General features: G+C 70.3%; 22 protein-coding genes. 7 read left to right on the plus strand and 15 right to left on the minus strand.

The features are described from left to right. Positions 1–247 precede the first annotated feature (247 nt). Positions 248–4,129, plus strand: coding sequence for an ALF repeat-containing protein (locus tag AB0K36_RS26250; protein WP_364598947.1), 3,882 nt, complete (start codon positions 248–250; stop codon positions 4,127–4,129). Between the two features lie 60 nt (positions 4,130–4,189). Here the strand turns inward: AB0K36_RS26250 and AB0K36_RS26255 are convergent, their stop codons facing one another. The 5 genes from AB0K36_RS26255 to AB0K36_RS26275 all read right to left on the minus strand — a co-directional run bounded on the left by AB0K36_RS26255 (position 4,190) and on the right by AB0K36_RS26275 (position 9,111). After that, entirely contained in the window at positions 4,190–4,693 is a 504-nt protein-coding gene (locus AB0K36_RS26255; protein WP_364598950.1) for a hypothetical protein, read from the minus strand. A 121-nt stretch (positions 4,694–4,814) separates the two neighbouring features. Beyond that, positions 4,815–6,122 (minus strand): hypothetical protein, encoded by a 1,308-nt coding sequence (locus tag AB0K36_RS26260; protein ID WP_435877934.1) that lies wholly within the window; start codon positions 6,120–6,122, stop codon positions 4,815–4,817. Continuing rightward, entirely contained in the window at positions 6,112–6,657 is a 546-nt protein-coding gene (locus AB0K36_RS26265; protein ID WP_364598955.1) for a DUF6114 domain-containing protein, read from the minus strand. The genes AB0K36_RS26260 and AB0K36_RS26265 overlap by 11 nt, the downstream gene beginning before the upstream one ends. 97 nt (positions 6,658–6,754) lie before the next feature. Further along, the gene (locus AB0K36_RS26270; protein ID WP_364598958.1) at positions 6,755–7,426 is read right to left on the minus strand and encodes a DUF6230 family protein; all 672 of its coding nucleotides are present in this window, start codon (positions 7,424–7,426) and stop codon (positions 6,755–6,757) included. Between the two features lie 716 nt (positions 7,427–8,142). After that, positions 8,143–9,111 (minus strand): tetratricopeptide repeat protein, encoded by a 969-nt coding sequence (locus AB0K36_RS26275; RefSeq protein WP_364598961.1) that lies wholly within the window; start codon positions 9,109–9,111, stop codon positions 8,143–8,145. Positions 9,112–9,393: 282 nt separating this feature from the next. Here AB0K36_RS26275 and AB0K36_RS26280 point away from each other — a divergent pair, with 282 nt between their 5' ends. After that, positions 9,394–10,041: a TetR/AcrR family transcriptional regulator gene (locus tag AB0K36_RS26280; RefSeq protein WP_364598964.1), complete on the plus strand. Its 648-nt coding sequence runs from the start codon at positions 9,394–9,396 to the stop codon at positions 10,039–10,041. 28 nt (positions 10,042–10,069) lie between these two features. On the opposite strand, the gene icmA is transcribed toward AB0K36_RS26280, so the two are convergent. The 8 genes from icmA to AB0K36_RS26320 form a co-directional block, all read right to left on the minus strand. Beyond that, positions 10,070–11,770: a coenzyme B12-dependent isobutyryl-CoA mutase large subunit gene (gene icmA / locus AB0K36_RS26285; RefSeq protein WP_364598967.1), complete on the minus strand. Its 1,701-nt coding sequence runs from the start codon at positions 11,768–11,770 to the stop codon at positions 10,070–10,072. Between the two features lie 77 nt (positions 11,771–11,847). After that, entirely contained in the window at positions 11,848–12,177 is a 330-nt protein-coding gene (locus AB0K36_RS26290) for a DUF3817 domain-containing protein (protein ID WP_364598970.1), read from the minus strand. 52 nt (positions 12,178–12,229) lie between these two features. After that, positions 12,230–12,739, minus strand: coding sequence for a MarR family winged helix-turn-helix transcriptional regulator (locus AB0K36_RS26295; RefSeq protein ID WP_189471146.1), 510 nt, complete (start codon positions 12,737–12,739; stop codon positions 12,230–12,232). Positions 12,740–12,798: 59 nt separating this feature from the next. Next, on the minus strand, positions 12,799–13,491 hold the full coding sequence (locus AB0K36_RS26300; protein WP_364598973.1) for a TetR/AcrR family transcriptional regulator: 693 nt from the start codon (positions 13,489–13,491) through the stop codon (positions 12,799–12,801). Then, positions 13,488–14,168: a DUF4166 domain-containing protein gene (locus AB0K36_RS26305; RefSeq protein WP_364598976.1), complete on the minus strand. Its 681-nt coding sequence runs from the start codon at positions 14,166–14,168 to the stop codon at positions 13,488–13,490. Before AB0K36_RS26305 ends, AB0K36_RS26300 begins: the two co-directional genes overlap by 4 nt. Further along, on the minus strand, positions 14,165–14,854 hold the full coding sequence (locus tag AB0K36_RS26310; RefSeq protein ID WP_364598979.1) for a hypothetical protein: 690 nt from the start codon (positions 14,852–14,854) through the stop codon (positions 14,165–14,167). Before AB0K36_RS26310 ends, AB0K36_RS26305 begins: the two co-directional genes overlap by 4 nt. 132 nt (positions 14,855–14,986) lie before the next feature. Further along, positions 14,987–15,280 (minus strand): MTH1187 family thiamine-binding protein, encoded by a 294-nt coding sequence (locus AB0K36_RS26315; protein WP_364598982.1) that lies wholly within the window; start codon positions 15,278–15,280, stop codon positions 14,987–14,989. Then, positions 15,277–15,621 (minus strand): DUF3817 domain-containing protein, encoded by a 345-nt coding sequence (locus AB0K36_RS26320; protein WP_189471136.1) that lies wholly within the window; start codon positions 15,619–15,621, stop codon positions 15,277–15,279. Before AB0K36_RS26320 ends, AB0K36_RS26315 begins: the two co-directional genes overlap by 4 nt. A 165-nt stretch (positions 15,622–15,786) precedes the next feature. Between AB0K36_RS26320 and AB0K36_RS26325 the strand changes: the two genes are divergently transcribed. From AB0K36_RS26325 to AB0K36_RS26340, 4 genes are all read left to right on the plus strand, one after another. Then, positions 15,787–16,425 carry an AIM24 family protein gene (locus AB0K36_RS26325; RefSeq protein WP_005311786.1) on the plus strand — a complete coding sequence of 213 codons (639 nt, stop codon included), beginning with the start codon at positions 15,787–15,789 and terminating at the stop codon, positions 16,423–16,425. Further along, complete coding sequence (locus AB0K36_RS26330; protein ID WP_364598987.1) at positions 16,425–17,075, plus strand: AIM24 family protein; 651 nt, start codon at positions 16,425–16,427, stop codon at positions 17,073–17,075. Before AB0K36_RS26325 ends, AB0K36_RS26330 begins: the two co-directional genes overlap by 1 nt. Then, positions 17,072–17,854 (plus strand): AIM24 family protein, encoded by a 783-nt coding sequence (locus AB0K36_RS26335; RefSeq protein ID WP_364598990.1) that lies wholly within the window; start codon positions 17,072–17,074, stop codon positions 17,852–17,854. Before AB0K36_RS26330 ends, AB0K36_RS26335 begins: the two co-directional genes overlap by 4 nt. Before the next feature lie 123 nt (positions 17,855–17,977). Further along, positions 17,978–18,454 carry a MarR family winged helix-turn-helix transcriptional regulator gene (locus AB0K36_RS26340; RefSeq protein ID WP_159687071.1) on the plus strand — a complete coding sequence of 159 codons (477 nt, stop codon included), beginning with the start codon at positions 17,978–17,980 and terminating at the stop codon, positions 18,452–18,454. 69 nt (positions 18,455–18,523) lie between these two features. Here AB0K36_RS26340 and AB0K36_RS26345 read toward each other — a convergent pair whose 3' ends face one another. Together AB0K36_RS26345 and AB0K36_RS26350 are read right to left on the minus strand one after the other, a co-directional pair. Beyond that, on the minus strand, positions 18,524–19,933 hold the full coding sequence (locus AB0K36_RS26345) for a sensor histidine kinase (protein WP_364598994.1): 1,410 nt from the start codon (positions 19,931–19,933) through the stop codon (positions 18,524–18,526). After that, on the minus strand, positions 19,930–20,601 hold the full coding sequence (locus AB0K36_RS26350) for a response regulator transcription factor (RefSeq protein ID WP_364598997.1): 672 nt from the start codon (positions 20,599–20,601) through the stop codon (positions 19,930–19,932). The genes AB0K36_RS26345 and AB0K36_RS26350 overlap by 4 nt, the downstream gene beginning before the upstream one ends. A 132-nt stretch (positions 20,602–20,733) precedes the next feature. Between AB0K36_RS26350 and AB0K36_RS26355 the strand changes: the two genes are divergently transcribed. After that, entirely contained in the window at positions 20,734–21,345 is a 612-nt protein-coding gene (locus AB0K36_RS26355; protein WP_364599000.1) for a PepSY domain-containing protein, read from the plus strand. Positions 21,346–21,505 lie beyond the last annotated feature (160 nt).

A 21,505-nucleotide genomic window follows, 5' to 3' on the forward strand; every position in this document is an offset into this window, starting at 1 on the left:
ACGCGCGCTTGACCTGCGCGCCACAGAATCCACTTCATCGCAGACCAGTTGACGCTTCGTCACATATGACAGCCACCCTGGCACTGCCATGCGTACTTCCCTCCTGGGCCGACCTTTTGCCGAGAAGACAGGCTGAGAAGTGCGAAGAAGACTGCTGGCGAGACGCGGGCGTGCGCGGCACGCAGCATGGGCACGGGGAGTCGCCGGTACGGCGCTGCTCACCGCGTCATCAATCCTGGCGGGCCTGATGTACGCGGTGCCCGCCCAGGCCGACGAACCGGGTGACGATCCGACCGATCCGTGGAAGCGGACACTGAGGATCAGTCTGGGCGCCGACGCCCGCCACGACCGCTGCCGAGTGGGACGCGTCGTGCACTACGGTGGCCCCGAAATGAAGGCGGCTGCCAACACTGCCCTGTCGGGCACGGACGCGGACGTGAAGGCCGCATGGAACAACTGGTACTGGATCTCCGGACCTCTGGGTGAGGCCCGGGAACGCGACGAGGCGGCGGCCGGCGCCTACGGTGACGCCTTCCAGGCCCGCCAGAGCAAGCTGAACGAGACCAACAAGCCGTACGCGTCCACGAACAGCTCCGGCGGCCGAGAATTCCACGCCCCTGAATTCGGCGAGGAGATCCTCACCTTCGCCCGAAGGGCGCGCGAGCTCTCCCACAAGATCGGGGACGACCCGACGCCCAGGCCGGGCAAGTCGTCCCTCGACAAGGCCAAGGAGGTCATAGCTGCCTTCAACACCGAGGGCGATGACTGGGGCACGGCCTACAAGCCGTTCGCCAGGGACGAGGTCGTGGGCCTGCACAACGGCGAGAACGGCTCGCCGGGGTCGGCCAACGACGTCGCCACGGTGCTCCGCTTCGGTGGCTTCCTGAAGGAGGCCCCGGAACCCGGTTCCCCGGAGTACCGGGCCGAGGTCGAATCGCTCAAGATCGCCTGGGCGGGCTGTGACAGTAATAACCCGGTCGACCACTACCGGGCGCTCACCGGTGTCGTCGTCGAGGCCCACACCGAGTGGGAGGCGGAGTACGCCGGCCAGAGCAAGCAGCGCGGCGAGATCATCACCGCCGAAAGCGCGGTCAACAAGCAACTCCGGGTCGCCACCGACGCCATGGTGGAGGCCATCCGGCAGGCCTGGCAGGCCGACCAGATCCTGTTCTTCCAGAAGTACTGGTCAGCCCGGCCGAACAGCATCCTCAAGCCGAAGCCGGCCGTGTTCACCCAGGCCGCCAAGGACCTCACGGCCGCGCGCAACGCTGCCGCCGCGCAGGTGACGATCGCCGACAAGGCCGTAGCCGCGGCCAAGACCGCCTCGGACAAAGCGTCCGCGTCGCAGAGCGCGGCGTGGGCGATCTCCGATGCGGCCAAGCTCCCGCGCGGCCGCGGTCTGATGTACGCGCAGCAGTCGGTACAGGTGGCGAAGGCCTCGTACGCCGCTGCTCAGGCGGCCGCGAAGACCACACTGACCGCGTCCAACGCGGCGAAGGCCACAGCCGCTGACAGCCAGGCCCTGCTGGCGCTGGCAAAGACCCAGTCGCACGCCCTGCAGACGGAGTTCCGCAAGGCTGCCGCGCAGGAGGCCGCTGCCCAGGCGAAGGCTGCCGCTGCCGCCGCCGACGCCCAGGCCAAGGAAGCCGCCGCCAACGCCACCAAGGCGAAGAACGCACAGGCGACGGCTGAGGCGGCGGAGAAGACCGCGCAGGCGGGCGCCGCCGAGGCGAAGAAGCAGCGCCAGATCGCGGAGAAGGAGAAGGCGAACGCGGCTGCCGAACGCGCCAACGCGGCGCGCGAGCGGGAGAAGGCGGCCGCGGCTGAGCTGCGGGCACAGTCGGAGCGCGACGCGGCGGGCCGTGCCCGGGGCACAGCCGAGACCGCGGGTGCACTGGCCGCCCAGAAGCGCGAGGAGGCCGAGGACGCCGAGGCAGAGGCGTATCTGGCCCGCGACCTGGCTGCCGAGGCTGAGCGCGAGAAGAACGCCACGGCGTCGCGTGCGGCGGCACTTGAGGCTGCCGCCGCAGCGGCCAAGGGGACCGGTGCCGCGGCCGAGACCCGCGAGGCGGCGAACGATGCCCGCAGTGCGGCCAATGACGCCTCCGCCGCTGCCACTCGGGCGCGAACCGCGGCCAACGACGCGTCCGATGCCGCGGTCAACGCGCGCGCCGCGGCGACCCGTGCCGAGGGCGCTGCCTCACGCTCGCGTGCGGCAGCGGACAATGCGTGGTCGGCCTACATGACGACCCACTCCGCCGCAGCGACTGCGCATGCGGCTGCGGCCGAGGCCATCGATGCCGCTGCCGCGGCCAGGCAGAACGCAAAGAACGCCGAGGCCGAAGCGAAGAAGGCTCAGGCCGCAGCGGTCAAGGCACGCCAGGAGGCGACAGCCGCGCGGTCGGAAGCCGTGAAGACGGCCGCGTGGGCGGCGAAGACCGCTGGTTTCGCCTTTGCCGCGGCCCAGGCCGCCACGGCCGCGCGCGACGCGGCGAACGCGGTGACCAAGGCGGCCGACCAGGCGATCGCGATCGGAGCGCCGTACCAGGAGACCGATGTGTCGGCCGCGTTCGCCGTACTGGTCGGCCAGAGCGCGAAGACCCATGCCGAGCAACAGGCGGCAGCGGCCAAGGCCAAGGCCGACGAGGCCGCGAAGGCCGCGGCAGCAGCGAAGGTGCTGGCCGACAAGGCCGCGGGTGACGCCAAGATCGCGGCGCAGGCTGCGGCGGCGGCAGCGGCGGACGCGGCGAAGGCACTGCAGGCGGTTGCGGCGGCGCGGGCATCCGCGGCCGAGGCGGCGAAGGCGGCAGCCGCCGCCAAGAAGGCCGACGCCAACGCCCAGAAGTACGACCAGCAGGCGGGCGTCGACGCGATGAATGCGGGCTTCGCGGCGAACGACGCGGCGGCGGAGGCTGCCGCGGCCGACCTCGACGCCACGGAGGCCGAGCGGGATGCGTCCAGCGCCCGCGGCGCGGCAAGCGCCGCGGAGAAGGACGCGTCGAGTGCCCGGAACACCGCGACGCAGGCGGAGAAGGACGCCGACGCCGCCGAGACCGCGGCGAAGAATGCCGACGGAGCGGCCAAAGACGCGGATGCCAGCGCCGACCGCGCCGAGGCCGCGGAGCGCAAGCGGCTCGAAGAGGCCCGCAAGGCCGCGATGGAGAACGGTGACACGGGTGCCGAAGGCCCGCGCGAGCCGGGCCTGAGCGCCGACGACGAGGCGATCCTGCTCTCCCAGTGCGGTCAGAAGTGCGTGGACGACTACCGCGAAGCGCTGGCTGCAGTGAACAAGTCCGTCATCGACTGGGTGAAGGAGAACGGCGGAGAGATCCTGCTCGAGGTGCTCGGCGTGAACAACGTCAAGCGCTGCTTCGGGCAGGGCGACATCGAGAGCTGCCTGTGGTCACTGGTGGACGTTGCGAGCCTCGCGGTCATCGTGGGGAAGATCCCCGCGATCGGCAAGGCGATCGTGACGGTGGTGAGCGGTATCGCCAAGTTCTTCGAGAAGGCCCAGTGGGGCAAGAAGATCCTCAAGAACCTCAAAACCGTCATCGAGAAGTACCGCAAGGGCGAGGAAATCGCCGAGTGTGTAACGGACGCCGCGGAGTTGTACCCGGGTACCGCGCAGAGCCCGGGTGCCCAGAGCATGAAGGCCGCATCCGGCGCCAAGGGGGCCCTGTCGGCGAAGGCCGCAGGCGGCAAGAAGAGGTTCTGCGGTATCAAGCATGTCTCTCCCGTCAGCGGGGACTGGTGCACCAAGAGGGGCGCGCACATCAACCTGCTCAACGGTGCGGAGGTCGGGCTCCAGACCACGCACGAGCGGGGTGGCATTATGGGCGTCCCGCTCCGAATGAGTAACGGCAAGGTCCCGACCGAGGCCGAGGTCAAGGCCACCATTCAAACCATCATCGATGACGACGCCATGCGCGAGGATCTGATCGCGAAGACCAGAGATGCGATGACGATCTTCAACCAGGACGCCAATAACAAGAAGTACAACGAGAACCTCAAGCCGGGTGAGAAGCGGCGGCCGCTGAAGTTCGGGTGCGCGACGAACTTCGCGCCCAAGCTGAAGCGCCTGATCGACGCACTGAACATCATCACCGAGCAGAAGGCCGGTCGCGGCTGACCCTCTGTGGTTTGCCGAGGGGGCCGGTCCGCGCCAACGCGGAACCGGCCCTCGTCCGTTCTAAGAGTCCGCGAGGCAGGTGTGTTCGACGTCCTTCGAGATCACGCTGTGCAGCGTGGCGCGGGCGGGTGCGTCGGGGTCCGGGACGTGGAAGGTGAAGTGGACGTCCTGCGGGTACTCGCCGACGATGACGGTGAACTGATCTCTCACCGCGGGGAGCTCCCACAGTTCCCAGTCGGTCCCGGCCGACGCGAGTACCTCTTTGAGGTCCGCGAACGTGATGGTCGCCGCGATGGTCCGCGTCTCTCCCTGCCCGCTCGGCACGTCCACGGTGTCGGTCCAGGTGCTGAGCGCCACCTGCTTGATCCTTCGGCAGCGGCAGACCTCCAGGCGCACGTCCCCGTAAGCGAAGGTCCGGGGCCAGGATTTCTTCGGGTTCGGGAAGTAGTCGGCATCGACGGGCGGACCGAGTACGCCGGCGATGTCGTCGAGCGCGGCTCCCGGCCTGAGAATGCCCACCCCGCCGACCTTCGCGTAGTCGGTCAACACATCCCTGATGTCCATGCATGCATGATCTCAGAGAGCGTCGGTCCCCCGCCGCGCGCCGCCCGCACGACTGTGGGCCGCACCCCCCTGAACGGGTGCGGCCCACAGCCTTTTTCGCGGCTCCCGGTGGTTCGGGGGTTCAGCTCTTCGCGCCGGTGAAGTAGTTGTGCAGGCCGGGGACCGTCAGCGTCCCGCCGAACTGGCCGGCCTGGGTGACCTTCACGTCGGTGAACATGGCGAAGGGGACGTTCAGCGGCGGCGGGGTCTCCGGGCTGAAGGTGATCGGGATGATGCCGAAGAGGTTGCCCTTCAGCTCCTCCGTGTACATGGTCACTTCACCGTCGCGGATGGTCGAGGTGGAGCCCTTGGCGGCCTCGACGTGCGCGGTCGTGCCGTTCGGGCCGACCACGAGCTGGTGCAGGTCCTTGATGTCCACGCCCGTCGCGGTGAACTTCAGAACCTTCTTGATCTTGCCGCTGCCGGTCTTGACCTCCACGATGCCGTGGTAGTCGAGACCCGTCAGCGTGAGCATCGAGCTCTCGAGGATCCACGGGTCGTCCGGGAGCAGCGGCCGGCCGGGCTCGAGTTGGGCGTCGGCCAGGGCCTCCGGGTCCGGGGTGGGGCACGGGAAGCGCGGCTTGGCGCCGTCCGGGATGGCCTCGTCCTGCTTGGGGTCGAGTCCCTTGACGTCCTCGTCCAGCTCTTCGACCTCGGCGCCGGCCTTGTCCGCCGCGTCCTTGATCGCTTCCTTGGTCTTGTCGACCGTGTCGTCCACCGTGTCGCCCACCGCGTCGGCGGGCTTCTCCGCGGGCTCCTCGGCCGGTGCCTCCGACGGCGCATCCGAAGGTTCCTCGGCCGGCTGCGTCGCGGTCTCGCTCGGCGACGGCGTCTCGGACGGCTCGCCCTTCAGCGTGTCGCCGATCCCGTCGATGAGGTCCTTGACCTTGTCGCCCACACCCAGCGGGTCGAGCGGGTTGGTCGACTGGCTCGGGGACGGCTCGGGCGCGGGCGCCGCCTGCTCGGATCCGGCCGCGGAGGCGGACGGGCTCTCGGCGGGCTTCGGCTCCTGTGCCCCGTCGCCCGTTCCGGACGTGGCGCTGGGCGTCGGCTCCGGATCGGCCGTGTCCGACGGGGACGGTGACTCGGACGGCTTCGCCGACTCCGACGCCGATGGTGACGGTGACTCCGACGGCTCGTCGGAGCGGGTCACGCACGGGCCGGGAGCGAAGGGGATGTCCTTGTCGTCGGCCAGGGCCAGCTTCGGAGTGAGCCCCATGCCGACGAACACGGCGGTGGGCATCGCGGCCAAGGCTATCGCCTTGCTCGCGGGCATCTGGAACTTGTGGAACAGGGACTTCCTGGGCGCGGCGTGGCGCGGCCCCTTTCTCTCCCGCGAGCCGTCGCCGCCCGCGTCCGCGGTCAGCGGTGGTGTCACGTCACCCGGCACTGTTCCTCCCGCCGTTGCCTTCGATGGATGTCTCGTGCGTGTCCGCGCCGAAGCCGTCACGCTGCTCCGGAACGGCGGGACTGTCGGGCGCGGCCTGCTGGACGGCGGGCGTCTCGTCGGCGTTCGCGGGCCTGCCGGGCACCCAAGACAGCGAGAGCGCGCCGCCCGTGAGGGACAGGACGAAGCCGATGACGAAGCCGCCCAGGTTGGCGATCGGAAGGGAGACCAGCGCCAGGAGAATCGTGGCGACGCCCGCGAACACCCGTACGATGTGCTGGAACCACATCGTGAGACCCAGCGTGACCAGCAGGACGCCGATGATCAGCGAGCCGGCCCCCGCCGTCGTCTGCATCGCGAGGTTCATGTGGCCGATTTTGAAGGTCGCATACGGGAAGTAGGCGATGGGGATCCCGCCGAGCAGGGTCAGCAGCCCCGCCCAGAAGGGCCGCTGTCCCCGCCAGGTACGGAAGTTCCGCCGAAGGACGCGGATGTAGTGCTCGTCCCGCCCCTGTGACACTGCAGTCTCGGCGCTCATGGAAAACAGCTCCCTGGTACTGGCGTTGCTGTGTGAAGAGAGTGGCGGGCGGGCGAAGCTGCCAGAGTCTCACCCGCCCGCCCGGACGGGGCTACCGTCAGTAGCACTCGACCTTGGGGCCGTCGCCCTTGTGCAGGCGCATGCTCAGACCGCTGAGCTCGAAGGTGCCGGCGGTCGTCGCCCACGCCTTCTGCTCGACGTCGGTCAGGACCGCCCGGTCGGCCTGCTGCGCGAACCCGTTGGGCAGGATCGAGGTGTCCTTGACCGCCGGGCCCTTGCCCGCGGGGCCGGGGCCACCTTCCGGGTTGTCCGTGTCCTTGGCCGCGACGCCGATGTCGATGTTCTCGAACCTGGCGTTCGCGTCCAGCTCGGACACGTCCAGGTAGAGCTTCTCGGCCTTGACGTCCGTGCCCTTGTCGCCGGCCGTCAGCTTCAGCGTGATCTTGCCGACGAACGGGACGTCGGTGACGACCGACTGGCACATCTTGGTGATCGACGCGTTCTTGAACGTCGAGATCGCGACGGGGTGCGCGACCTTCTCGTCACCCTTGAGGTCCTTGTACCCCATGTCGACGCCGCCGTACTGGGAGAACCCGGTTCCGACGAGCTTTCCGGCCGTGACCTTGAACTCCTGGCCGGACACCGCGAAGGACGCGGCGAGCGCCCCCTGTGCCAGGCCGACGCCTATCGCAGCCGTCGCGGCCACGCTCGGCACCATGACCAGGGCGAACCGCTTCCATCTGGTTCCACCGCGAGCCATAGACTCCATGACTTTCCTCCTTCTCGGACGTACATCTCCGGTCCGGACCCGCGGGCCCGTCCTGGGATGGGAGAAGTGCTACGTCCTCGGGAAGGAGAGCGCCTGGTCTCCAGGCGCGACGTGCGTCCGAAGAACACCGGCGATCACCCCCGAGCGACAACCACTGGTCGCGCCTGACTCGTCACGCACAACCTGCCGGACAGGCCCTGCCGTTCTGTGGCAGGAACCCCCCTGTCCGCGACCGGCGCCACTGACGCCGATCGGCCCGGTGGGGACCCAATGGGCCGCGGCACGACTGGAAGCCGGGCTGGTGCGGTATTGGACCGAGCGTCGCCGATCGTGGTCCATTCCACGCCAGGGCACAAGGGGGTTCGTTACTGGCTAGTAACGGCCTGATAACCACGCCACGACCGCGCGATGTCGCGCGAGCACGCTGGGTGCCGTCCGGACCGCCGACACAGAGGGCGATAGCCATCGATAACCGGACAGAACAAGGGCGTTGCTGTACTCGGAGTAACCCGGGGACCCGATTGCCAAGTTTTGGCAAAGCCGAGCCGCGTTTTGTCACTGTGTCGCCAAAACGGCGGTGACGCCGTGTCAGCGCCACCGCCGCAAATCCGTCAGAACGCCATCCTCAGGACACCCTTGTCATAACGGCTGTCAATGAACGTCCGGCGGGGGCCCGGTGAGAAGCCGCCGAAACATCAGCGACATCACAGGAGTCGTCAGAAGAGCACCCGCGCGAGCGCCTGCCGGGCCGCCGTCACCCGCGGGTCGTCCTGACCGACCACCTCGAAGAGTTCCAGCAGCCGCACCCGCGCCGCGTCGCGCTCGTCCCCGGCGGTGCGCCGCACCGTCTCCACGAGCCGGCCGAAGGCGTCCTCGACGTGACCGCCGACGAGATCCAGGTCCGCGGCGGCGATCTGCGCCGAGGCGTCGGCCGGGTCGGCGGCAGCGGCGTCGCGGACCTTCTGGGGGTCCATGTCCTTTACCCGGCCGAGGAGTTCGGCCTGCGCGAGACCGAGCTTCGCCTCCGTGTTGCCCGGGTCGTCGGACAGCACGTTCTTGTACGCCTGGACCGCGCCACCGAAGTCGCCCGCGTCCAGGGCCTGCACGGCCGCTTCCAGCAGTGCGTCGTAAGGGCCGGCCGGGACGGGGGCCTGAGCGGTCTCGCCCGAGGCGTCCGGGTCGACCGCGATGCCGGTGAGGCCGAAGCGCTCCTCGGCCACCTGCACCAGCTGGTCCAGCGTCTGGCGGATCTGCGCCTCCGGCGCGGCGCCCTGGAAGAGGGGCAGCGCCTGGCCGGCCACCACCGCGAACACCGCGGGGATGCCCTGGATCCCGAACTGCTGCATCAGCATCTGGTTGGCGTCGACGTCGACCTTGGCGAGAACGAACCGGCCGTTGTACTCCGTGGCGAGGCGCTCCAGCAGCGGGCCGAGCTGCTTGCACGGCTCGCACCACTCGGCCCAGAAGTCGATGACGACCGGGACCTCGGTGGAGCGCTGGAGGACGTCGCGCTCGAAGCTCGCCTCGTCGGTGTCGATCACCAGGCCGGCAGGGGACACGGCTTGGCCGCCGCCCTGACGGGCGGCCTCGGCCCGCGCCTGCTCCGCCTTCGCCTTGGCCTCGTTGGCCGCCTTCACCGCGGCGAGGTCGACGACGCCGCTCATGGACATGTTCCTAGGCTGCATGAGTACATCCTCCCCCTTCCGCGCGCACAAATGAAAAGCCGCCCGCCGCTGCCGCCGGCAGACGGCCCGAGGGTGCGACCCCTCCGTCGACCGTGTTCGACTCCGCGGCCGGTCCTGCGATTCCGAGATGTCGGCGCCGGGTCCCCACCAAGGCGCCTGTGGTTGTCGCGACGAGCCGGTCATGGCTTTCGCTACGGGTCGTAGCGTATCTGCGTGGGTCCGGCGGTGTGAAGCATTTTCCGGTGAGCTGCCTCACAGCCGCCTTTCTCCTTACCGGCGGGTATGGTCGCGGGCATGTCCAGCAGCACCTACCCCGAAGCACCACGTACGGGTCGTACGGGACGGCCTCGCAGCATCGAGGCCGATACGGCGATCCTGGAGGCGACCCGCGCCTCCCTCGTCGAGCTGGGGTGGTCGAAACTGACCATGGGGGACGTCGCCACGCGGGCGGGGGTCGCCAAGACCACGCTGTACCGCCGTTGGGCGAACAAGAACGAGCTGGTCGTCGACGCGGTGGCCGTCCTCTTCGACGAGCTCGAGCTCGCCGACCGCGGCAGCCTGGTCGCGGACGTGGAGGGTGTGGTGCTCCAGTTCGCCGAACTGCTCGGGCAGCCCGAGACCAAGACGGCCCTGATGGGCGTCGTCGCGGAGTCCACCTGCGACGAGGCGCTGCGGGCACGCATACGGTCGGCGATCGTCGAGCGGCAGAAGCGGCTCGTCGTCGAGGGCCGGGAACGCGCTCAGGCCCGCGGCGAGCTTCCGTACGAGGACGACCCCGAGGCGGAAGCCCGCAACACGGACCTGATCTTCGACGTGGTCGCCGGCGCGGTGGTCCACCGGGCGCTGGTGAGCGCGCAGCCGGTGGACGCCGAGTGGGCGCGGCGGTTCACGTCCCTGCTGGTGTCGGGTCTCGCCGCCCTGCCCCGGTGAGCCGGGCGGCGAGGGGCCCGCGACGGGCTCAGAAGCCGGGCGGCTCCGTGTAGATGCCCCACTCGTCGCGCAGGGCGTCGCAGATCTCGCCCAGCGTGGCCTCCGCCCGTACGGCGTCGAGCATCGGCGCGATCATGTTGGAACCGTCGCGGGCGGCGGTCAGCATCGCCTCCAGCGAGGACCGCACGAGCGCCTCGTCGCGGCCGGCCTTGCGGTCGGCCAGCACCCGCACCTGCTCGCGTTCGACCTCGTGGCTGACCCGCAGGATCTCCAGGTCGCCGGTGACGGAGCCGGTCGCGGTGTTGACGCCGACGACCTTCTTGTCGCCCTTCTCCAGGGACTGCTGGTAGCGGAAGGCGGACTCGGCGATCTCGCCGGTGAACCAGCCGTCCTCGATGCCGCGCAGGATGCCCGAGGTGATCGGGCCGATCGGGTGCTGCCCGTCGGGGTGGGCCCGGCGGCCGCGTTCCCTGATCTGCTCGAAGATCTTCTCCGCGTCGGCCTCGATGCGGTCGGTGAGCTGCTCGACGTACCAGGAACCGCCCAGCGGGTCGGCGACGTTGGCGACGCCGGTCTCCTCCATGAGCACCTGCTGCGTGCGCAGCGCGATCTCGGCGGCCTGCTCGCTCGGGAGGGCGAGGGTCTCGTCGAGGGCGTTGGTGTGCAGGGAGTTGGTACCGCCGAGGACCGCGGACAGCGCCTCGACCGCGGTGCGCACCACGTTGTTGTACGGCTGCTGGGCGGTGAGCGAGACACCGGCCGTCTGGGTGTGGAAGCGCAGCCACTGGGCCTTGTCGGTCTTCGCCCCGTAGACCTCCTTCATCCAGCGCGCCCAGATCCGGCGGGCGGCGCGGAACTTGGCGATCTCCTCGAAGAAGTCGAGGTGCGCGTCGAAGAAGAAGGACAGGCCGGGCGCGAAGGTGTCGACGTCGAGACCGCGGGAGAGCCCGAGCTCGACGTAGCCGAAGCCGTCGGCGAGCGTGTAGGCGAGCTCCTGCGCGGCCGTCGCTCCGGCCTCGCGGATGTGGTAGCCGGAGACCGACAGCGGCTTGTACGCGGGAATGCCCTGCGCACAGTGCTCCATCAGGTCGCCGATCAGTCGCAGATGCGGCTCGGGCTGGAAGAGCCACTCCTTCTGCGCGATGTACTCCTTGAAGATGTCGGTCTGCAGCGTGCCGTTGAGCACGGCCGGGTCGACGCCCTGGCGCTCGGCGGCGACCAGGTACATGCAGAAGACGGGGACCGCGGGACCGGAGATGGTCATCGACGTCGTCACGTCGCCGAGCGGGATGTCCTTGAAGAGGACCTCCATGTCGGCGGCGGAGTCGATGGCGACACCGCAGTGGCCGACCTCGCCGAGCGAGCGCGGGTCGTCGGAGTCGCGGCCCATGAGGGTCGGCATGTCGAAGGCGACGGAGAGCCCGCCGCCGCCGGCGGCCAGGATCATCTTGTAGCGCTCGTTGGTCTGCTCGGCGTTGCCGAACCCGGCGAACTGGCGGATGGTCCAGGTGCGGCCCCGGTAGCCGGTGGGATGCAGTCCGCGGGTGAAGGGGTACTCACCGGGCCAGCCGATGCGTTCGAAGCCCTCGTAGTGGTCCCCGGGACGGGGGCCGTACACGGGCTCGACCGGGTCCCCGGAGAGCGTGGTGAAGTCGGCGTCCCGCTTGCGGGCCTTGTCGTAACGGGCCTGCCAGCGTCGGCGGCCTTCCTCGATCGCGTCAGCGTCCATACCTCGAATTTACTAGGACGTCCTAGTAAATGTCGATGGCAAAGCGCCGCGAGCCCGCTCGCGGCGCTTTGCGGGTGCTACGCGTCGGCCGTCGCCGGGGTGGCGTCGCCCGCGATCAGGGCGCGCGCCTCACGCGTGATCTTCGGCTCGACGAAGAACGAGGCGAAGGGGATGCAGCCCGCGGCCAGCACCCACAGCAGCTTGCCGAACGGCCACTTCGCCTTGGAGCCCAGGTCGAAGGCGAAGACGACGTAGACGATGAAGAGCACGCCGTGGACCTGCGAGATCAGCATGGTGTCGCCGGTGTCGAAGCCGTACTTGGCGACGATCGCCACGGTGAAGACCAGCAGCCATACGGCGGTGACGTACGCCATCACCCGGTAACGGAAAAGCACATTCGCCTTCATGGCATCGAGCGTAACCGGGCGGCCGCGGCGATCGTCCCGCGGGGCGCGTGACCTACTTCTCGTCGAAGTCGCCGGCCGCGACCCGCAGCGGGCGCAGCAGCGCGAAGATCTCCGCACACTCCTCCGCGTCGTACGTGCCCAGGCCGAAGTCCATCGCCATCAGGTCGCGGGTGGCGGCCTCCACCACCTCACGGCCCTTGTCGGTGATGGACGCGAGCGTGCCGCGGCCGTCGTTGGGGTTGGGCCGCTTGTCGACCAGGCCGGACCTGACCAGCCGGTCCACGGTGTTCGTCACCGACGTCGGGTGCACCATCAACCGCTCGCCGATCTTGGACATCGGCAGCTCGCCCGCCCGGGAGAAGGTGAGCAGCACCAGCGCCTCGTAGCGGGCGAAGGTCAGGCCGTACGGCTTGACGACGGCGTCGACCTCGGCGAGCAGGATCTGGTGCGCGCGCATGATCGAGGTGATCGCTGCCATCGAGGGCACGGGTCCCCAGCGCTGCTGCCAGAGTTCGTCGGCGCGGGCGATGGGGTCGAAGGGAAGGCTGAGCGGCTTCGGCACGGCACCGACCTTACCGACTGGTCACATGCTGGTCAGCCCTGTCTCGCTCTTCGGTCGATTCAGTCTTTCGGCCCAGCGCTCCTCCCGCTCCGGCCGCCCGGCGGTGCGGTCGGGAATCCTCCCCTGGGCGCGGAGCGCCCGAGGCGGTGCCGGACCGCGCGCCGCGCCACGGGTCCGAGGTCGTCGAGGGCGGCGACCAGGGCCGCGAGCTGCCCAAGCGCCTCCAGGGCGCGCTCCGCGCCGCCGGGGTCGACGCCCTCGTAGAGCTCCAGACCGACGAACGCGGCGGCGACGGCACGGGCGAGTCCCGCGGGATCGGTGAACTCGGCGATCGGGGTCCCGGCGAGGACCCTGGCGAGCACCTCCTCGATCTCGGCGATCCACAGATCCAGGCCGGCGGCGGTGGCGGGCGCGAGCCGGGGCTGGGTCTGGGCGCCCGCCAACAGCTGGGAGAGGACGGCGACATGCCCGCCGGCCCGCTCCTCCTCGTGCATCCGGCGGCCGAAATCCAGCAGCTCCGCCAGGGTGGTGACCGCGGCGAGACGCTCGCGGTAGCGGGCGACGCGCTGCTCCGCGCCGTGGCGGCAGGCGGCGGCGAGCAGTTCGTCGACGGAGCCGAAGTGGTAGAAGACGAGCGCCTGGTTCACGCCCGCCGCGGCGGCGACCGCGCGTGCGGAGGTCTTGGCGAAGCCCTGTTCCGTCAGGGTCCGCAGAGCCCCTTCCAGCAGCTTCTGCCTGGTCTCCTGGCTCACGCCCGTATCTCCTCGCGTACCGGGCGCAGCCCCGCGCGCACCCCGTGGGAGCGTACGTCGCTGTAGTGGGCTGTGAATGAGCCCTCGTAGCCGAAGAGCGGCCCGAAGCGGCGGTTGGTCACCCGCACCCGGATACGGAAGCGGCCCGTGGCGTCGTCGTACGACTCGCGGACCTCGGCGTCGCCTCCGATCAGGCCGGGCACCCGGACGTCGACGGGCCCTTCGCGGAAGCGGTGCTCGCCGGAGCGGATGAGCAGCGAACCGTCCGGCTCCGCGGACAGGTGGAGATCGCTGGCCAGGTGCTGATGCGTTCCGAGGTAGTCGAGCACGCGGTCGCCCTCGGGGGCGAGGACCATGGTGGCGTCGAACCGGCGCGGCCCGCCGGGAAGGGCGAAGGTGCGGACGAAGGTGACGGTCTCGCGCCCGTGGGAGTCCGCGTAGGGGATGTTCTCGATGGTGAAGGGGACGTCGCGGCCGGTGCCGGGGACGAGGATGTTGCGGCTGCCGCCGAGCGCGAGGAACGGTTTGACGAAGGCGGGACCGTGCCAGATGCGGTCCATGACCCCGTGCCCCGTGCACGCCTCGCCGCTGTCGAGCCCGACGGAGAAACGCCGCCGGAGCTGGGGGTGGAGCCGTTCGAAGGCCTCTCCCATGGCGGTGCGGAAGATCGACGTCATGAGTGCTCCAGCGTGCCGAGGAGGGCGGGTTCCGAGGTGCGCGCCGGCGGGGTGCGCAGACAGCGCCGGGCTGCGGGGGTGACGGGCGAAGGCGGCAGGAACAGCGCGGCGGCGGCCGTCACGACCGCGACGGCCGGGGGCGTGTACGCGACGGCGAGGACGACGGCGAGCAGCCGTACGGCCGACTCCGCCAGGGCGTGCGCCAGCAGCCGCTCGGGGCGGATGCCCTTCTCGCACCAGAGCCGCAGCCGGTCGAAGGACCATGCGGTCGCCCAGCCCATCAGCGGCCGGAAGAGCAGCCGGTCGGCCGCCCTGCCGAAGCGTCCCCACCGCGGCCGGTAGTCGTATCCGGTCAGGAAGCGGATGCCGTCGGCGGTCGGGACGTAGCGCCAGCAGCCGCTGCCCTCCTTGAGCAGTGAGAGCGGGTGCGGCGAGGCGAAGCGCAGTGCGGAGACCCGGTCGCCGTCCCGGCTCCTTTCGCCGGCGCTCACGCCGGTGCCGGCGACGGTCAGAAAGGGCAGGACACGGGTCGCGTAGCGGAAGTGCTGCGGTTCACCGTCGGCGCGCGGCAGGTAGGTGATCTCGGTGAAGCGCAGATCCCACCGCTGATGCCGGGACGGCTCCTGCGTGCGGTCCCAGAGCGTCTCCATGCCGGCGCGGACACGCGTCTCGATGTACAGCCTCATCCCGGCCCCCTGCTCCCATTTTGAGCGACTGCTCAAAACTCAGGTTAGCCGGGGGCGGACGGTCGCCGGCCCCGGGGTACGGCAAAGCCCCCGGCCTCTGTGCGACCGGGGGCTTCGGAGTGCGCGGCGGCGTCAGTCCGCCAGGTGGCGTTCCACCGTCTCGACCTTGGAGGTGAGGCCGTCGGTGACGCCCGGCCGGATGTCGGCCTTGAGGACGAGCGAGACGCGCGGGGCGCGGGCCTCGACGGCGGCGACCGCGCGCTTCACCACGTCCATGACCTCGTCCCAGTCCCCCTCCACGGAGGTGAACATCGCGTCCGTGCGGTTCGGCAGCCCCGACTCCCGCACGACCCGGACCGCGTCGGCGACGTACTCGCCGACGTCCTCGCCCACCCCCAGGGGCGTGACGGAGAAGGCGACGATCACGCGTCGACCACCTTCTCGCGGCGGGCGCGGGAGGCGATGACGGCGGCGTCGGCCTCGCGCTTGAGCTTGCGCTCGGCGAAGAAGCCGCCGAAGGGCAGCACGGAGAGGACGAAGTAGAGCGCCGCGGTCTTCAGGTCCCACTTGGTGCGGTTCCACGCGTCCAGCCAGAAGAGTACGTAGAGCACGAAGAGCAGACCGTGGATCGCACCCATGACCGGGACCGCGTTGAACTCCGTCGTGCGCTTGAGGACCGAGCAGACGAGCAGCAGGAGGAACGAGACGGCCTCCGGCGCGGAGACGAGACGGAGGCGGTGGAGGGAGGAGGCGGTCTTGATGTCCACGGGTCACCTTCGGTGGCGAGGGGATGGGCGGGGGGCATGGATCTTGTGAACACATGCACAAGCTCGCGGACCATTGTGGCAGGCCACTTTGCGAAGTCTTTGTCAGGGTCCGGATCCTCCCCGAGGACGCTGTTCGGGGCAGGTTTCACCGGATAACGTCGGCCCGTGGCAACGTTTCGGCTCCAGGGGAGCAAGGTGCTCGCGGTCGAGATGACCGGTGACGCCGTCAGAGCGAAGAACGGGTCGATGGTCGCGTACGACGGCCAGATGGCCTTCAAGAAGATGTCCGGCGGCGGTGAGGGCATCCGGGGGATGGTCACCCGCCGGCTCACCGGCGAGCAGATGACCATGATGGAGGTCAAGGGGCAGGGCACCTGTTACTTCGCCGACCGGGCGAGCGAGATCAACCTCGTGCAACTGCACGGCGACAAGCTCTACGTCGAGTCGAGCAATCTGCTGTGCACCGACGGCGGACTGCGCACCGGCACGACCTTCACCGGGCTGCGCGGGGGCGCGAGCGGCAACGGCCTCTTCACGACCACCGTCGAGGGCACCGGCCAGGCGGCCATCATGTCGGACGGCACCGCCGTGGTGCTGCGCGTGACGCCCCAGTACCCGCTCTCGGTCGATCCGGGGGCCTACATCGCCCACCAGGGAAATCTGCGCCAGGACTTCCAGTCCGGGGTGACGTTCCGGACCTTCCTCGGCGAGGGCGGCGGCGAGGCGTTCCAGATCCGCTTCGAGGGTGACGGGCTGGTCTACGTGCAGCCGAGCGAGCGCAACACCGTCGGAGGGGACGTCTGATGCCGTTCCGTGAGATCAACTCCAAGATGGTCGAGGCGACCGTGACGCCCGGCCAGAAGATGTTCAGCCAGCGCGGCGCGATGCTCGCCTACCGCGGCGATGTCAGCTTCACGCCGAACATCACCGGCGGCCAGGGCGGGCTCGCGTCCATGATCGGCCGCCGCGTGGCGAACGAGGCGACACCGCTGATGACCGTCGAGGGCAACGGCACGGTGATGTTCGGCCACGGCGGGCACCACATCCAGGTCGTCCAGCTGACCGGCGACACCCTCTATGTGGAGGCCGACCGGCTGCTCGCCTTCGACGGCACGCTCCACCAGGGCACGATGTTCATGGGCTCGCAGGGCGGGGTCATGGGCATGGTCCGCGGCCAGGTGACGGGCCAGGGCCTGTTCACCACGACCCTCAAGGGCCACGGCGCGGTCGCGGTGATGGCGCACGGCGGTGTGATCGAGCTGCCGATCACCCCCGGCCGGCCGGTCCATGTGGACCCGCAGGCGTACGTCGCCCACCACGGCGACGTACGGAACAAGCTCTCCACGGCGCTCGGCTGGCGCGACATGGTGGGGCGCGGTTCCGGTGAGGCGTTCCAGCTGGAGCTCAGCGGCAGTGGTGCGGTGTACGTCCAGGCGTCGGAGGAGAAGCTGTGAGCACGCCCCTGGTTTTCGACCCGACGACGCTGCCGAGCGACGACAACGTCAACGCGTACACCTTCTGCGTGGAGCTCAAGGGCTCCCAGTGGTTCCTCCAGAAGGGCAAGATGATCGCCTACTACGGGCGCATCGACTTCAACGGAATCGGCCACGGCCGCCTCGACCGGCTGCTGCGGACCTCGTTCCACTCCCCGCTGCACGCGAGCGACTGGGTGGTGGCGGAGGGCAGCGGCAAGATGCTGCTCGCCGACCGCGCCTTCGACGTGAACTCCTTCGACCTCGACGACGGCAACCTCACGATCCGCGCGGGCAATCTGCTGGCGTACCAGCCCACGCTGGCGCTGAAGCAGTCGATCGTGCCGGGCTTCCTGACCCTGATCGGCACCGGGAAGTTCGTGGCGGCGTCGAACGGGCCCGTGGTGTTCATGGAACCGCCGGTCCGGGTGGATCCGCAGGCACTGGTGGGGTGGGCGGACTGCCCGTCGCCCTGCCACCACTACGACCACGGCTACATGACCGGCGTCATGGGCGGCGTCCGGGCACTGACGGGCATCGGCGGCGCGTCGGGCGAGGAGCACCAGTTCGAGTTCGTCGGGGCGGGCACGGTGCTGTTGCAGTCGAGCGAGGCTCTGATGCCCGAGCAGGCGACCGGGGTCGTCGGTGCGGAGCCCGGCGTTCCGGGCGGTCACGCGCCGGCCGGGGGCCCGGGCCAGCACGGTTCCGCACCGCGCCTTCCCGGCCAGCTGGGGGACCTCCAGCGTCGCTTCGGGCTGTGAGCGGTAGTCTGCGGAGTGTGACGTCGAACGTCTGCGCCCCTGTGCACCCGCAGGTGCGCGGGGTGCCAGGCGTCACACCCCCCGACTTCGTCCGCTTTTCAACTTCTTAGGTAGAATCCATATATGGAGACCGAGACGGCCACTCGCTGGCTGACCGATGACGAGCAGTGCACCTGGCGCACGCATCTGGAAGTCAACAAGCTGCTGATGCACCAGCTCGAGAAGGACCTCCAGCCGTTCGGCCTGACCAACAACGACTACGAGATCCTGGTGAACCTCTCGGAGTCGCCGGACCGGCGGATGCGGATGAGCGACCTGGCGGCGGCGACGCTGCAGTCCAAAAGCCGCTTGTCGCACCAGGTCACCCGTATGGAGAGCGCCGGCCTGGTCCGGCGGGAGAACTGCGAGTCGGACCGGCGCGGACTGTACGCCGTGCTCACCGACGAGGGCGTCGCGACCATGCAGAAGGTGGCGCCGCACCACGTCGCGTCCGTCCGCAAACACTTCATCGACCTGCTGTCGCCGGAGGCACTCGCCGAACTGCGGGAGTCCCTGACCCCGGTCGCCGAGCACCTGCGCGGACGGCGCGGCAAGCTCTAGCGGCAACGTCCGGCGGCAGAGCCCCGCGCGTCCTCGCGCCGGGCCGGCCACGGGCCGGTGACGGCGCCGCTAACCGCGGGCCGCGTCCGGCAGGGCAAGTTCGAACACCGCCCCGCCGGCCGGCGAACGGCCGACCGTGAGGGTCCCGCCGTGGCGGTGTGCCACATCGCGGGCGATGGCCAGGCCGAGGCCGGCACCGCCCTCGTCCCTGGTGCGCGCGTCGTCGAGCCGTACGAACCGTTCGAAGATCCGCTCACGCTGCTCCTCCGGGACGCCCGCGCCGTCGTCGGCGACGGCCAGCACGATCCGGCCACCCTCCCGGCGGACGGAAGCGGTGACCGAGGCGACGGCGTGACGCTGGGCGTTGTCGAGCAGATTGCCGATCACCCGCCCCAGCTGGGCGCGGGAACCGGCCACCTGCAGCCCCTGTGTCACGGCCTGCTCGACCGGTACGCGGTCGCCGGCCCTGCGTGCCACCTCCTCCGTCAGCAACTGCGCCGGATCCAGAAGCGACGATCCTGGCCGCTCCCCCGCGTCCAGCCGCGCCAGCAGCAGCAGGTCCGCCGCCAGCTGCTGGAGCCGCACGGTGTCCTCCACCGCGCCGGGCACATTCAGCAACTCCGGGTGCGCCGCGCCCACTTCGAGCTGCGTGCGCAGCGAGGCGATGGGGCTGCGCAGCTCGTGCGAGGCGTCCGCGACGAAACGGCGCTGCCGCTCCACGGACGCCTCCAGGGCGGCCAGCGTCTCGTTCGTCGTACGGGCGAGCCTCGCGACCTCGTCCCCCGAGCCCGGCTCCGGCACGCGCCGCGAAAGATCCTCGGAGCGGGTGATGGCGGCCATCTCGCGCCTGATGCCCTCGACGGGCCCCAGCGCACGGCGGGTCACCAGCCAGGTCACCGAACCGACCACGGCGAGCAGCAACGGCAGGCCGATGAGCATCGCGTCGCGCACGGTGGTGACCGCGTCCTGCTCGGTGGTCAGCGGCGCACCCGCGTAGACGGTCGCCGTCCGGTCGTCGTCGAGGCGGACCTCCACGGCGGCGAAACGGTAGTCGGCGCTCTCCCCGTCCACGGTGGCGGTGCCGGATGCGAACCCAGGATCGTCGGAGGAGACCTCTCCCCTGACGGGGTCGTCGTCATCGTCGCCGTCGCCGTCACGCGGCTGCGCCCGGGGCCGGACGTCCGCGCTGCCGGTCCCGGAGACGGCCTCGAGATGCTCGCTGACGGCGAGCACCCTGCCGTCGTCGCCGACGACCTGGACGGGGCGTTCGTCGTCCTCGTCGGGCAGTTCCAGCTTTCCGTAGGGCACACCGAGCGCGATCTGGGACGCCACGTCCCGGGCGGAGACCTCGGCCTGCAGATCGGTGCGGTCGATCAGGTTCGCCCGCAGGGAGAGCAGCACGGCGGTCCCGGCGGCGATCAGCGCCACGGCGACCACGAGGGTGGCGCCGAGCGCCGCCCTGGCCCGGACCGACCTCATGACGACTCCACCGCCACCAACCGGTATCCGGCGCCGCGCACGGTCAGGATGCGGTCCGCGCCGAGCTTGCGGCGCAGGGCGCTGATGTAGACCTCGACGATGTTCGGATCACCCTCGTAGGCGAAGTCCCAGACGTGCTCGAGGATCCCGGGCTTGCCGACGACTTCGCCGGTGCGCGTGGCGAGGTGCTCCAGCACCGCGAACTCCTTGGCGGTCAGGACGACTTCCTCACCGCCCGCGTGGACACGGCGGGTGGCGGTGTCCACGCGCAGGTCGCCCGCCGTCAGCACGGGCGAGCCGCCCGCCCTGCCGCGCCGCCGCAGCAGCGCCTTGATCCGGGCGACGAGGACGACGTACGAGAAGGGCTTGGTCAGGTAGTCGTCCGCGCCGGTGTCGAGGCCCTCCGCCTCGTCGTACTCCCCGTCCTTGGCCGTCAGCATCAGGATCGGCACGTCGTGGCCGGCGGCGCGCAGAGCGGCGCAGACGCGGTAGCCGTTCATGCCCGGCAGCATGATGTCCAGCACGACCAGGTCATGGACACCCTCGCCGGCGCGGTGCAGTCCCTCGAGTCCGTCGTGGACGACGTCCACGGCATAGCCCTCGGCGGTCAGGCCCGCGGCGAGGGAGAGCGCGAGCCGCCTCTCGTCCTCCACGATCAGCAACCTCATGCGCCCAGGGTCCCAAACGGAAGCTGAAGATCTCTTCAGGCGGCTTCAGGCTGCGTTCAGCATGGCGCGGCAAGAGTGGATCCCGTTGCTGACGCAGCAGCACGACTCGGCACAACGACTCGGGAGAACCACATGAAGCGCAAGCTTGTCATCGCGACCGTGGCGGCGGCGGTGCTGATCGGCGGCGGTACGTACACGGCCGCGGCGGTGTCGGACGACGACAACGCGTCGGCCGGCGCGGCGGGCTCGGCGCGCGTCACGGTCGCGGACCGCGACGACCACGACGACCGCGACGACGACGCGTCCGAGGGCAGGTCCGCGGCCCCCGCCGGGTCCGTCACCGCGGCGCAGGCCGTGGCCGCGGCCCTCGAACACACGCAGGGCACGGTGAGCTCCGTCGACCTCGACGACGACGGGGACCGCCACTGGGAGGTCGACGTCCTCGGCAAGGACGACCGCGAGCACGAACTGCACGTCGACGTGCGGACCGGCGCGGTCCGTGAGGACAAGGCCGAGGCGGAGCACGACGACCGGGACGACGTGCGCGCCGCGTCGGTGGACGCCCGCGAGGCGATGGAGGCGGCGCTCAGGTCCCACCCGGGCGCGGTGGTGACGTCGGTCGACTTCGAGGACGACGGGGCGGGCCGGTGGGAGGTCGAACTCGGCGAGGACGACGCAGACGAGGTCGAGCTGACGGTCGACACGAAGACGGCGTCGGTCACGCCCGCCGCCGCGGACGACTGACCTTCCCCCACCCCGCCCCTTCCCGAACCGGGCTCCGCCCGGCCCCGCTGCGGGGGCTCCGCCCCCGGACCCCCGCGCCTCAATCGCCGGCGGGGCTGATTTCGCGCAGCGAAATCCAGCCCGCCCGGCGATTGAGGGCACCGCGCGAAGCGCGGTACGC

Source organism: Streptomyces kurssanovii (assembly GCF_040677245.1).
In the GTDB taxonomy this organism is placed as follows: Bacteria; Actinomycetota; Actinomycetes; order Streptomycetales; family Streptomycetaceae; genus Streptomyces; species Streptomyces kurssanovii.

Excerpts from the sequence above, each read along its gene's own strand:
- AB0K36_RS26250 (WP_364598947.1), top strand. The coding sequence starts at position 248 with ATGTACGCGGTGCCCGCCCAGGCCGACGAACCGGGTGACGATCCGACC.
- AB0K36_RS26255 (WP_364598950.1), bottom strand. The coding sequence starts at position 4,693 with ATGGACATCAGGGATGTGTTGACCGACTACGCGAAGGTCGGCGGGGTG.
- AB0K36_RS26265 (WP_364598955.1), bottom strand. The coding sequence starts at position 6,657 with ATGAGCGCCGAGACTGCAGTGTCACAGGGGCGGGACGAGCACTACATC.
- AB0K36_RS26270 (WP_364598958.1), bottom strand. The coding sequence starts at position 7,426 with ATGGAGTCTATGGCTCGCGGTGGAACCAGATGGAAGCGGTTCGCCCTG.
- AB0K36_RS26275 (WP_364598961.1), bottom strand. The coding sequence starts at position 9,111 with ATGCAGCCTAGGAACATGTCCATGAGCGGCGTCGTCGACCTCGCCGCG.
- AB0K36_RS26280 (WP_364598964.1), top strand. The coding sequence starts at position 9,394 with ATGGTCGCGGGCATGTCCAGCAGCACCTACCCCGAAGCACCACGTACG.
- icmA (WP_364598967.1), bottom strand. The coding sequence starts at position 11,770 with ATGGACGCTGACGCGATCGAGGAAGGCCGCCGACGCTGGCAGGCCCGT.
- AB0K36_RS26290 (WP_364598970.1), bottom strand. The coding sequence starts at position 12,177 with ATGAAGGCGAATGTGCTTTTCCGTTACCGGGTGATGGCGTACGTCACC.
- AB0K36_RS26305 (WP_364598976.1), bottom strand. The coding sequence starts at position 14,168 with ATGACGTCGATCTTCCGCACCGCCATGGGAGAGGCCTTCGAACGGCTC.
- AB0K36_RS26310 (WP_364598979.1), bottom strand. The coding sequence starts at position 14,854 with ATGAGGCTGTACATCGAGACGCGTGTCCGCGCCGGCATGGAGACGCTC.
- AB0K36_RS26330 (WP_364598987.1), top strand. The coding sequence starts at position 16,425 with ATGCCGTTCCGTGAGATCAACTCCAAGATGGTCGAGGCGACCGTGACG.
- AB0K36_RS26340 (WP_159687071.1), top strand. The coding sequence starts at position 17,978 with ATGGAGACCGAGACGGCCACTCGCTGGCTGACCGATGACGAGCAGTGC.
- AB0K36_RS26345 (WP_364598994.1), bottom strand. The coding sequence starts at position 19,933 with ATGAGGTCGGTCCGGGCCAGGGCGGCGCTCGGCGCCACCCTCGTGGTC.
- AB0K36_RS26350 (WP_364598997.1), bottom strand. The coding sequence starts at position 20,601 with ATGAGGTTGCTGATCGTGGAGGACGAGAGGCGGCTCGCGCTCTCCCTC.
- AB0K36_RS26355 (WP_364599000.1), top strand. The coding sequence starts at position 20,734 with ATGAAGCGCAAGCTTGTCATCGCGACCGTGGCGGCGGCGGTGCTGATC.